This window comes from Actinoallomurus acaciae (assembly GCF_042429965.1).
Classification (GTDB): Bacteria; Actinomycetota; Actinomycetes; order Streptosporangiales; family Streptosporangiaceae; genus Actinoallomurus; species Actinoallomurus acaciae.
Window position 1 is genome coordinate 1 of the sequence record NZ_JBHLZP010001109.1, and the last position, 1,073, is coordinate 1,073.

General features: G+C 73.9%; 2 protein-coding genes. Both read right to left on the reverse strand.

The annotated features are described in order from the left end of the window. The coding region (locus ACFFNX_RS50910; RefSeq protein WP_378213706.1) for an SIS domain-containing protein at positions 1–429 on the reverse strand (429 nt) is incomplete at its 3' end. 178 nt (positions 430–607) lie between these two features. Then, on the reverse strand, positions 608–1,073 hold a 466-nt coding region (locus ACFFNX_RS50915), incomplete at its 5' end, for an anti-sigma factor (protein WP_378213708.1).

Sequence of the window (1,073 nt, forward strand, 5' to 3'; positions counted from 1 at the left end):
GCGGTGTTGATGTCCTCCCACCTGCAGCGCTGATGGTCGGCCGAGGAGTCCTTGTCCTTCAGCGTGATCGAGCGTGATGCCGAGCGCGATGTCGTCGGGCGCGGCGAAGTGCCGCAGCTGGTGCGCGAAGACCTCGGCGAACCCGGCCGCGGCGCCGACCCCGGTCAGCGTGGCGACGTCGCCGGTGAGCGACAGCGCGGGCAGCGCGCGTTTGCCGACGATCACCGGGTGGACGAACTCGACCGCGATGTGCTGGGCGTCGGTGGCCGCGCCGCCGTTGCCGAAGGTGAACAGCCGGCCGCCCCGGTGAAAGCGCCCGGCCATCGCCTGACAGGCCTCCGCGAGCGCTTCCGCGTCGGCCGCCAGCGCACGCCCGGGAGCCTCTCGCCGGGCGAAGACCGCACCGATGTGTTCTGTTGTCCGCGGCATTGCGGACCTCTTCCCTGCCCGGAGTCGGAGCCGTCCGTCACGACCTGTGACAGAGGACTCACGGGACGATACGTCCGGGCGCCGAGGGCGGGCAACGCCACGACGGCCATGGGACTCCCATGGGTCACCCACCGCGACGGGCCTCGGGTCACGATCGGGGAAAGCGGCCTGTCGCCCGTCACGAGAGTGCGACGGCGAAGATCGGTGCCGTGGTCGGCCGAGGCGATCCCGAGGCCGGTTCGACGGTGAGGCCGATCCGGGTCGCGTCGCCGAGGCCGGTCGCCAGCATCGGGCCGGGGTCGCCCGAGGCGGGTGGGCGCACGGTTCCCGCCGGACGCGGCGGCCGGGGTCCCATGAGCCACAGCTCGTACGTCTTGGCCGACGGCAGCGAGGGCAGCCCGGACATGACGATGACCGCCTTGCCGAGCGAGCGGGACGCGACGACGGTACCGGTGCCGCCGGGCCGGACCGGGCCGGTGACCGTACGCGCGTCGGGCGCGGCCACCACCGCCGCGATCTCGTGGTTCAGGGTGTCGACGCGTTCACGCGTGCGCTGTTCGCGCACCGCGGCGACGCCCATGACGACCTCGAGCGCGAGGCAGGCGGCGGCCAGCCGCCAGCCGAGCCGGCGCGCGCGGGCGGAG